Raw genomic sequence first — 9,232 nt, forward strand, 5'->3', positions numbered from 1 at the left:
CCACGCCGCCGGGCCCAACCGGAGGCCCGGCATCTGTGATGCAGGGCAAATGGGCGGGAGGTCTTGGCTTTCTATTGCGAGGTGCTGGCGGAGGGCACGCGGCCCTGAGCCTAGATCACCGTCTGCTGCGCGCTTGCCGTCAATTGCGCCCGGGCTTGCAGCGGTGTCTGTCCGGTCCAGTTGCGGAACGCCCGGTAAAAGGAATTGGCATCGCTATAGGCCAGCAAATAGGAGATTTCCTCGATGCTGATATCCTCCTGGCGCAGGTAGTGCAGGGCCAGCTCGGTCCGGGTTTCATCCAGGATCGACTGAAAGCTCACATCCTCGCGGGCCAGGTGGCGATAGAGCGTGCGCTTGGACATCAGCATCTGACGGCACACCGCATCGGCCGTGGCCTGGCCGGAGGGCAGAAGCTCCAGCAGCGCCGCCTTCACCCGTGCCGATGTGGGCTGGCTGCCCTGCCAGTCCATCATCTGTCGGCGCAGTTCTTTCTCAAACGCGGGCCAGACGTCGGAGGCTTCGGAGATCAGCCGACGGCTGCTGTCCTCGGGGGCGAGCAGGAAGCTCAGGTTCTCGCCGGTGGAGATCTGGCAGCCGACCTCTGCTTCCAGCTGCGCCAGGTCGATGTCCAGCGCTGCGGTGGCGCTGGCGGGCAGGGTCGCCGCGAGGGGAACCACATGATGGGCGGTGCAGTTGCGGATCAGCTCCAGAAAGAAAACCAACTCGCAGACCGCGACCACGCCGGGCAGCGGCTCGTCGGGCAGGGTCGAGGTGATGATCACCCGGGTGCGGGCCTGCATCTGCGCGCAGGTGATGGTGACCGGTGCCACCAGGGGTTTGAACAGATTGAGCCGCTCCAGCCCGGTCACCACATCCGGGCTACAGGAAAAGGCCAGCAAGGCGGGTTTGAACGGGGTGCGGGCCGAGGTCTTGGCCAGATGCAAGAGCCTCTCATACGATCCGGCCTCGGCAAAGATGGCCGTCCAGAGCGCAAAGGTCTGGTGCCCGGACACGCCGCGATGCGCGTCGGTCAACAGATCCACCGGAAGTCCCGCGCGGCGGATCACCCGTTCCGGCGCAATGCCAAGGATGGCGCAGGCGGCCTTGAGAGCCTTGATAAAGGGAAATCGTTCAGCCTGTGCCATGGGGAACCTCTGCGATCAGGACGCCTCGGGGAGGGCGTCTGGGGGCCAATTACATCGGCTATATTGGTTCAGGCGCAACGGGGGCTGAACAGATTGCAGTGATGTGGCACGGTTTGTGTGCAGAATGGCACGATTTGTTGATTTTCGTCGTGCGTCGCTGCCAAGGGTCGGCCGGATGTACTGGATCCGGCCGAAGGTCTGTCGCGCGAGGTCAGGAGCGCAGGAAATGGGCAGAGGCGACCAACACGAGCGACGCTGTGCGGATACTCTGCCCGATCCCAAACTCGTTCAGCGAGCGGATCAGCACCTTGTTGGAATTCAGCGCCTCGGCGATGCGGGTGTAATGGACCTTTGAGCGCCCCGTGGCGCGCAGGAGCATGGTGGCGGCCTCGTTGCGAGCGGCGTGAAACGCCTTGGCCCCTGCCGCCACCGCTTCGGGGCGCACGGCGGTATAGCGTTGCCCGCCGAGCTTGATCTTGGGCTTTGTTGTGTCACGGTTTTGTTTCACAATCGCCGAGAGGGTTTTCTCGACCCCGCGCAGCGCCTTGCCTGCGTTGCTGTAATCGCGATAGGCGCGGGTTTCGCGGATCGCGTCGGAATAGGATTTGCGGAAGCAATCGAATTGATAGACCGGCTCCAGCCGGGCGCAGTCTGCCTCGCCCTTTTCCAGGAGCTGGACGATCTTGGTCGTGTGTTCAGGCGAAAACGCAGAGGCGCCGCTGGCGAGCAGGGCCAGCGCGAAGATAAAGGCGAAGAATCGGATCATAGGAATTCCTTTCGTATCAAAAATCCGCAAGCCACGAAGGCGCCAGCGAGCGGGTGACTCAACCCTAGCGGTTGGTTGCGTGATCGAGAAGGAACTTTAAGATTCTTGCCATCAGCAAGTGAACGCGGGGCAAGGGGCGGGGTGCATCGGGCAAGACATCACGCCCGATGCAGAGGGTGAGGCCTCAGCCGCGCGGCAATTGGCTGGCGGCGCGGGCGAGTTCCTGGATTGCGCTCCAGTCGCCGGCTTCGACCAGTTTGGCCGGGGCGACCCAGCTGCCGCCGGCGCAGATCACATTGGGCAGGCTCAGGTAGCTTTCGGCGTTCATCGGGCTGACGCCGCCGGTGGGGCAGAAGGAGATCTGCGGCAGCGGCGCGCCGATGGCCTTGAGCGCAGGGGCGCCGCCGGAGGCCTCGGCGGGGAAGAATTTCAGCATGTCATAGCCGCGCTCCAGCAGCGCCATCGCCTCGGAGGCGGTGGCGGCGCCGGGCAGCATCGGCAGGCCGGCCTCTTCGGCGGCGTCCAGCAACATCGGCGTCGCCCCGGGAGAGACGCCGAATTTCGCGCCAGCCTCGACCGCGGCGGTCACATCCGCCGGGGTCACCAGGGTGCCTGCGCCGACAACGCCGCCTGCGACCTGTGACATCTCGCGGATCACATCCAGCGCGGCGGGGGTGCGCAGGGTGACCTCCAGCGCGGGCAGGCCACCGGCGACCAGCGCCTCGGCGAGGGGCCGGGCGTGGGCGACATCATGCACCACCAGCACCGGCACGATGGGGGCGAGGTTGCAGATTTCGCGGGCTTTCCAGCTGGCCTGTTGCGGGGTGATTGCCATGGCTCAGACTCCAAATACGGTTGCGCCGGTATCGGCGGAGGTGACGGATTTGCGGAACAGGGCAAAGAGCTCGCGCCCGGTGCCATGCTGATAGGAGGACAGGTCGGCAACAACGGCGGGACGGTCAAGCACGCCTTCGGTCAGGATCTCCAGCTCGCCGGTGGTGGCGTTGAAGCGCAGGATATCACCGTCTTGCAGCTTGGCGATGGGGCCGCCGTCCAGCGCTTCGGGCACCACATGGATCGCCGAGGGGATCTTGCCCGAGGCACCGGACATGCGCCCATCGGTGACCAGCGCCACCTTTTGCCCGCGCCCCTGCATGATCGAGAGCAGCGGCGTGAGCGAATGAAGCTCGGGCATGCCGTTGGCCTTGGGACCCTGGAAACGCACCACGATGATCACATCGCCGTTGTTCAGCTCGCCCGCCTTGAAGGCGGCCTTGGCCTCGTCCTGATCGTGGAACACGCGCACGGGTGCCTCGACCACGCGGTGTTCCTCGGCCACGGCGGAGATCTTCATCACCCCGGTGCCAAGATTGCCCGAAAGCCGCGAGAGGCCGCCGGTTTTCTGGAACGGATCAGAGGCCGGGCGCAGGATCTTGTCGTTCAGCGTCTCTGAGGTGCCCTTGCGCCAGGTCAGCGACCCCGCATCAAGGAAAGGCTCCATCAGGTAGCTGCCGAGCCCCTCGCCGGTTACGGTTTTGGTGTCGGGATGCAAAAAGCCCGCGTCCAGAAGCTGGCCGATCATATAGCCGAGCCCGCCGGAGGCGTGGAAGTGGTTCACATCCGCCAGACCGTTGGGATAGACCCGCGCCAGCAGCGGCACCACGTCGGAGATTTCGGAAAAATCCTGCCAGTCCAGAATGATACCGCCTGCACGCGCCATGGCGATCAGATGGATGAGCAAATTGGTGGAGCCGCCGGTGGCCATCAGCCCGGTGATGCCGTTCACGAAGGCCTTCTCGCTGAGGATATCGCAGACCGGCGTATAGGCGTTGCCGAGGGCCGAGAGCGACAGCGCGCGTTTGGCGCCTTCGCGGGTCAGCGCGTCGCGCAGCTCGGTGCCGGGATTGACGAAGGAGGAGCCGGGCAGATGCAGCCCCATGAACTCCATCAGCATCTGGTTGGTGTTGGCGGTGCCGTAAAACGTACAGGTGCCGGGGCCGTGGTAGGCTTGCATCTCGGATTTCAGGAGCTCGTCGCGCCCGATTTCGCCAGCGGCATATTTCTTGCGCACCTCGGCCTTTTCATCGTTGGAAATGCCCGAGGTCATCGGCCCTGCGGGCAGGAACACGGCGGGCAGATGGCCAAAGGCCTGCGCGCCGATCACCAGGCCGGGCACGATCTTGTCGCAGACCCCGAGAAACACGGTGGCGTCGAAGACATTGTGGCTGAGCGCGATGCCCACCGACATGGCGATACTGTCGCGCGAAAACAGCGACAGCTCCATGCCGGCCTCGCCCTGGGTGATGCCGTCGCACATGGCGGGCACGCCGCCCGCAACCTGGGCAGTGCCGCCGACCTCGCGCACGGCCTCGCGGATCTGCATCGGGTAGGTTTCAAACGGCTGATGCGCCGAGAGCATATCGTTATAGGCGGTGACAATGCCCAGATGACCGCCGCCCTTGGTCGCCAGCGCCTCCTGGTCGGGGCCGGTGGCGGCATAGGTATGGGCCTGGCCCGAGCAGCTGAGATGCGCGCGGGCGGGGCCCTGGGAGCCAGCGGCGCGCATGCGGGCAAGATAGGCCTCGCGGGTGGGGCGGCTTCTTTCGGTGATGCGGTCAGTGACGGCAGCGAGCGTGGCGTGCAGCGACATGGCGTGCCTCCTTTGGGTCAGTCAAACGGGAAATCAGGCGCCGATCGGACGCCAGCGACGCCCGTCCCGGTGCAGCAGCAAGAGCGCATCTTCGGGGCCGGAGCTGCCTTGATCATAGGGTTGCGGGGTGCGGGTGGCATTGTCCCAGGCGGAGATGATCGGATCGGCCCAGGTCCAGGCGGCCTCGACCTCGTCGCCGCGCATGAAGAGGGTCTGATTGCCCCGGATCACATCCATGATCAGCCGCTCATAGGCATCCTGCGGGCGACCTGCCTCGGGCAGGCTGTCGGCGAATGTCATGTCGAGATTGGCGCTGGTCAGGCGCATGCCACCGGGGCCGGGGTCCTTGATGGTGGTCTTGAGGGTGATGCCCTCGTCCGGTTGCAGGCGGATCACCAGCTTGTTGCCCTCGATGGCGTTGTCCTCGCCAAAGATGTTGTGCGGCGGCTTGCGGAAGAACACCGCAATTTCCGACGCCCGCGCCCGCAGGCATTTGCCGGTGCGCAGGTAAAAGGGCGTGCCCGCCCAACGCCAGTTGGCCACTTCGACCTTCATCGCCACAAAGCTCTCGGTGCGGGAATGGGGATCGCCGGCATGGTCGAGATAGCTGTCACCGCCCGCCTTGGCGCGGTATTGGCCGCGCACGATGTTTTCCATCGACACAGGTTCAAGGCTCTCGATGACCTTGAGCTTTTCGTTGCGCACGGCGTTGGGCTCAAACGTCGAGGGCGGCTCCATCGCGGTCAGACACAGAAGCTGCATCAGGTGGTTCTGCACCATATCGCGCATGGCGCCGGATTTGTCGTAATATTCGCCCCGACCGGCGACGCCGATGCTCTCGGCGACGGTGATCTGAACATGGTCGATGTTGTGCGAATTCCACTGCGGTTCAAACAGCGAGTTGGCAAAGCGCAGCGCCATCAGGTTCTGCACGGTTTCCTTGCCCAGATAATGGTCGATGCGGTAGATCTGCCCCTCTTTGAAATGGGCGCGCAGGGCGGCATTCAGCGCCTGCGCCGAGGCCAGATCATGGCCAAAGGGTTTTTCCACCACGATGCGGCTGTTGTCATCGGCGATGCCTGTGGTTTTCAGCCGCCCGGCGATGTCGCCAAAGAGGCTGGGCGCCACCGAGAGATAGAAGGCGCGCACCACGTTGTCACGCAGCTTGCCGGCCAGCTCGCTCCAGCCGCCATCGCCGCGCGCATCCACCGGGGCATAGTCCAGAAGTTCGAGAAACTTGGCGATGTCAGCTTCGGCCGCCGGTTCGATGTCGCCAAATTCATGCAGCGCGTCATTCACCAGGGCGCGGAACTCTTCCTGCGTGTGCTGGCTGCGCGAGGCGCCAATGACGCGGCAGTTCTCGTCGAACTGACCGATCTGGAACCGGTGGAACAGGCTCGGCAGGATCTTGCGGCGCGCGAGGTCGCCGGTGGCGCCGAAAAGGACGAAATCAAAGCTGTCTACGGGGATGACGCGGGGGGCCATGGGTCAGATCCTTCTGCGCTGTTCAGGTCGTGAGTTTCGCAAGCAGGCCCCGGGTGGAGCCATCCTTGCCAGTGGCGTCGCCGCCCGCGACGAGGGGGAGCAGCTGCGTGGCAAGTTCCTTGCCAAGTTCGACGCCCCATTGGTCAAAGGAGTTCAGCCCCCAGATCGCGCCTTCGGTGAACACACGGTGTTCATATAGCGCGATGATCTGGCCAAGCACGAAAGGCGTGAGTTTTGGATAGGCCAGCGTCACCGAGGGGCGGTTGCCGGGAAAGCTGAGGTGCCCGGCCATGCGGTCGGCCTCGGCCCCGGTAAAGCCGCGCTGCTCGGCGATCTTGCGGGCGTCCTCGCGGGAGCGGCCCAGCATCAGGGCTTCGGACTGGGCCAGGCAATTGGCCTTCAAGAGGTCATGCTGATGGCCGAGCTCGGGCTCGTGCCCTTCCGCTGCGATCAGGAATTCTGCGGGCACCACACGGGTGCCCTGATGCAGAAGCTGGTAAAAGGCGTGCTGGCCATTGGTGCCCGGCTCGCCCCAGACCACCGGACCAGAGGCGCGGGGCAGGGGCGCGCCGTCGAGGCTGACGGATTTGCCGTTTGATTCCATATCCAGCTGTTGCAGATAGGCGGGCAGCCGCGACAGGCGCTGGTCATAGGGCAGCACCGCGCGGGTGTCATAGCCGCAGATATTGTTGTGCCAGATGCCGATCAGGCCAAGCAGCGCGGGCAGGTTTTCCGCCAGCGGGGCCTCGCGGAAATGGCGGTCCATCGCCGCCGCGCCATCGAGGAATGCGCGAAAATTCTCCGGCCCGACGGCGATCATGATGGGCAGGCCGATGGGCCCCCACATCGAATAGCGCCCGCCCACCCAATCGGCAAAGCCAAAGACGCGCTCTTCGGGGATGCCCATGGCGGCGGTCTTGTCCCGCGCGGTGGAGACGGCAGCCAGGTGGCCCGAGACATCCTCGCCCAGCCTGGTTTGCAGCCAGCTGATGGCGGTGGCCGCATTGGTCATGGTTTCGATGGTGGTGAAGGTCTTGGACGCGATCACCACCAGCGTCGTTTCAGGATCAAGCCCCGCCAGCACGTCATGGATATGGGCGCCGTCCACATTGGAGACAAAATGGCAGGCCGGCCCGTCGTGATAGGGGGCAAGCGCCAGTGTGGCCATCACCGGCCCGAGGTCGGAGCCGCCAATGCCGATATTCACCACATCCGTAAAAGCCGCGCCGGATTTGGTCGTATCGTGACCGCTGCGCAGGGCGCTGGCAAAATCGCCCATGCGGCTCAGCACGGAGTGCACATCGGGCACGACGTTCTCGCCCTCCACCTCGATCACCGCATCGGCGGGGGCGCGCAGCGCGGTGTGCAGCACGGCGCGATTCTCGGTGCTGTTGATTTTCTCGCCGGACATCAGCGCCTCGATCTTGTCCGAGAGGCCAGCATTTTGCGCCAGCTCGATCAGCAGATCCCGCGCCGTCGCATCAATCGCGGTCTTGGAATAATCCAAGAGCAGCCCGTCGGCCTCGGCGGAGAACATGCTGAAACGGTCGCGATCGGCCTCAAAAAGCGCGGCCAGCGGCGTGGCCTCGGTCGTGGCGCGGTGGGCGGTCAGTTTCTGCCAGGTATCGCTCATCAAATCAGCTCCTCATGGGTCTATGCTGTGGCGCGCGCGGCGTGGCTTTGGGCGGATACAGAGATCTTGCGGCCTATATGCCAAGTTAGCGCTAACAATTCCAGATCTAATTCCGCCAAATTACGGGTTTGTCGCAGATCGGGGCCGTGGCTGCGGTTCCATCATGCGGGGCCTCCCTCTCTGGCTGGGCTTGGGTTCTCTTCTGTATGGCATGGGGGAGGCGGGGCTCCAACAGCGGGCGGTGGATTTTCTCTGCTTCTGTGAAGCGGTTCATATATGCGGCGCACCCTTGCGCATAATCTGGTGGCAAGAGGGCAGGCGACATGCTGCCCGGCCAACGGAGGGTATGACCATGATCCAACATTTGAAGACCTTTGCACTCGCCGCGCTGATTATCGGAGTGTCCCTGACCAAGGTCTATGCGGGTTAGGTCGGGTTTCGAGTCTTGTGAATCGCCAGAGTGCAAGAGGTATTTCTTGTTTCGTCGCGTCACGAAGTGTTGAATTTGTGAACTGTTGCATTGATGCAGCATTTTCCATAGGTCCGGGCTGCGCAGCGATCTGTTTGCGCTAACGAACAGCGACTGAATAAGGAAGCACCCCATGAACTCTTCAAAGACACGCCTCTCAGTGATGACTGTCACGCTGTGTGCGCTCGCCGGTACGGCCTGGGCCAGCGGCAGCGGAGGTGGGGAGCAGGTCAATGTGCCCGATTCAGTCATCGCCGAGCAGCGCGCCGCCCTGGCGGAGGCCACGAAGGACATGGGCTTTGGCCCGCAGGCGCCGCGCGACCTGGATCAGGTCAAGGGCAGCAACACCCGTGTCTTTGGCGCCGCCCCGGCGAGCAGCGCGATGAACCTCTGCGATATCCACTTTCATGAGAATGCCGAACACAAGGGCGGTGACTTCACCACCTATGCCGGCAATGGCGACGGTCACGGCAATGGCACGGGTTTCAAGTATAACGGCAGCCTGACGAAGGCCGAGCTGACCCCCGTCGGTCATCCGATCGGCGTGAGCGAACATGGCGATCTGGAGCCGGGCGACACGATCGAGATCCACTATGTCTATACCACCGCCCAAGGGGTTCCGGCGCCGACGCTGAACTCCTGCCTGAGTGATGCGATCAACAACCCGCAGCTGCGCGTCGAGGGGGTTGTCGGGGTGCTGGTCAACGATCCCAAGGCGGCTGACTTTACGACGCTGGCCGAGGTCGAGAAAATCAATGGTCTTTATCAGGCGCCGAACCTGCCCAATGACCTGGGCGATCCGGTGGTCTATGCCGGTTCCACCACCGGGCCCGGCTATGACGAGACGGGGTCGCCCTTTGAAGTGACCTGGAGCGTGCGTCCGCAGGTGGTGAAGATCGACATCAACAGCGTCGATGCCTGGCTGCAAAACAACCGCTTTGAGGAAGATCACGCCCATGGGGTGCGCAATCTGGTCACCAATCCGGATCTGCTGTCGCCGATCATAAACTGATGTGATCAAGGCGCGAGGGGCTCTGCCCCCTCGCGCTGCGGGTTTTATACGAGGGGCTCTGCCCCTCGCGCT

The 9,232-nt window shown here is 63.9% G+C and carries 7 protein-coding genes; 1 reads left to right on the plus strand and 6 read right to left on the minus strand.

Translation table 11 applies throughout. From position 1 onward, the window contains the following. Positions 1 to 110 precede the first annotated feature (110 nt). The 6 genes from HCZ87_RS17990 to pgi all read right to left on the minus strand — a co-directional run bounded on the left by HCZ87_RS17990 (position 111) and on the right by pgi (position 7,679). On the minus strand, positions 111 to 1,145 hold the full coding sequence (locus HCZ87_RS17990; RefSeq protein WP_167646024.1) for an AraC family transcriptional regulator: 1,035 nt from the start codon (positions 1,143 to 1,145) through the stop codon (positions 111 to 113). Positions 1,146 to 1,356: 211 nt separating this feature from the next. Continuing rightward, positions 1,357 to 1,911: a hypothetical protein gene (locus HCZ87_RS17995; protein WP_167646026.1), complete on the minus strand. Its 555-nt coding sequence runs from the start codon at positions 1,909 to 1,911 to the stop codon at positions 1,357 to 1,359. Positions 1,912 to 2,095: 184 nt separating this feature from the next. Then, entirely contained in the window at positions 2,096 to 2,746 is a 651-nt protein-coding gene (eda, locus tag HCZ87_RS18000; RefSeq protein WP_167646028.1) for a bifunctional 4-hydroxy-2-oxoglutarate aldolase/2-dehydro-3-deoxy-phosphogluconate aldolase, read from the minus strand. A 3-nt stretch (positions 2,747 to 2,749) separates the two neighbouring features. Further along, entirely contained in the window at positions 2,750 to 4,561 is a 1,812-nt protein-coding gene (gene edd / locus HCZ87_RS18005) for a phosphogluconate dehydratase (RefSeq protein WP_167646030.1), read from the minus strand. 33 nt (positions 4,562 to 4,594) lie between these two features. Next, the gene (zwf, locus tag HCZ87_RS18010) at positions 4,595 to 6,046 is read right to left on the minus strand and encodes a glucose-6-phosphate dehydrogenase (RefSeq protein ID WP_167646032.1); all 1,452 of its coding nucleotides are present in this window, start codon (positions 6,044 to 6,046) and stop codon (positions 4,595 to 4,597) included. Positions 6,047 to 6,068: 22 nt separating this feature from the next. Beyond that, positions 6,069 to 7,679 carry a glucose-6-phosphate isomerase gene (pgi, locus tag HCZ87_RS18015; RefSeq protein WP_167646034.1) on the minus strand — a complete coding sequence of 537 codons (1,611 nt, stop codon included), beginning with the start codon at positions 7,677 to 7,679 and terminating at the stop codon, positions 6,069 to 6,071. Between the two features lie 632 nt (positions 7,680 to 8,311). Here pgi and HCZ87_RS18020 point away from each other — a divergent pair. Next, on the plus strand, positions 8,312 to 9,160 hold the full coding sequence (locus HCZ87_RS18020) for a delta-class carbonic anhydrase (RefSeq protein WP_217701974.1): 849 nt from the start codon (positions 8,312 to 8,314) through the stop codon (positions 9,158 to 9,160). The last annotated feature ends 72 nt before the right edge of the window (positions 9,161 to 9,232 follow it).

This window comes from Phaeobacter sp. HF9A (assembly GCF_011806385.1).
Classification (GTDB): domain Bacteria; phylum Pseudomonadota; class Alphaproteobacteria; order Rhodobacterales; family Rhodobacteraceae; genus Epibacterium.